The organism is Salinimicrobium oceani, from assembly GCF_012037645.1.
The window spans coordinates 1-1,315 of record NZ_JAAVJR010000024.1; the positions used below are offsets into that span (position 1 = coordinate 1).

Here is a 1,315-nt window from a genome sequence, read left to right on the forward strand (position 1 = left end):
AGTGTTTACAGTGTATACCGGTATCTTGATTAAGCTTCATAAAGAACAAATGGAGCACATCAAAGCGATCAGCCTTCAGCATACTTTAAGTTTGTATGGAAATGTTTTATCCGTAGTTTTCTACGATGTTACTACCCTGTATTTTGAAGCCTCAAAGGAGGATGATCTTAGAATTCCTGGTTTTAGTAAAGATGGAAAACATCAAAATCCGCAGATTGTTCTGGGATTATTGGTTAGTGATGGAGGATATCCTATCGATTATCACATTTTTGAAGGAAACAAATATGAAGGTGATACGCTCTTACCAGTGGTGGATCATTTTTCTGAAAAATACCATTCACAACATTTAACGGTAGTAGCGGATTCTGGTTTATTGTCTAAAAGAAATATCGAACTATTAAAAGAGAGGAATTATAAATATATCCTTAGAGCCAGGATAAAAAATGAACCGGAATCCATCAAAAAACAAATCCTGGACCTCGAATTAAAAGATAAAGAATATAGCGAGGTGCAAAAAGAGCACCAACGATTAATTATAAACTTTAAAGAGCAGCGAGCACATAAAGATGCTCACAACAGAAGACGTGGTCTTGAAAGACTGGAAAATAAAGTTAAATCAGGAAAACTCACCAAATCCCACATCAATAACAAAGGCTACAATAAATATTTAAAAATAGAGGGTAAAGCAGATGTCCTAATCGATTACAAAAAATTTGAAGAAGATGCCAGGTGGGATGGACTCAAAGGATATGCAACAAATACAGATCTACCCGCTAAACAAGTAATCGATCAGTATAATGAATTATGGACTATAGAGAAGACCTTTCGGATCTCAAAATCAGATTTAAAAATACGACCCATCTACCATAGATTGAGAAGAAGAATTGAGGCTCATATTTGTGTGTCATTCGCAGCATGCAAGGTGTATAAAGAACTGGAAAGACAATTAAAGATTAAGGAGTCTACTCTAAGCCCCGAAAAGGCTATAGATATTGTAAAGACAATATACCAGGTCAGTATTCAATCCCCATATTCAACAACAAAACACAATAGATTAGTGATAAAAAATCAAGAACAAAAAAATCTCGTCAACCTGTTCAATTTAGATACAAATCTAATTTAGGGGCCAGGGTGTCCCCGTGCACAAAACAGGACGGCTACCGAATTGGATTCGGGGAAGTAAGCACCAAGTTACTACCCGTTTTTGAACCAAAGAAGAAGTAAATACTCTAATAAAATATAGAATGGAAAAGAGCCGCAAATTGCGGCTCTTAATTTTTGAGGATACAGCAGATTACATTCTATCTTTTCTACT

Annotated in this window: 1 pseudogene; it reads left to right on the plus strand. The window is 35.5% G+C overall.

The features are described 5' to 3' along the window. Positions 1-1,123, plus strand: a pseudogene (locus HC175_RS15070) (IS1634 family transposase); the annotation flags it as partial. Positions 1,124-1,315 lie beyond the last annotated feature (192 nt).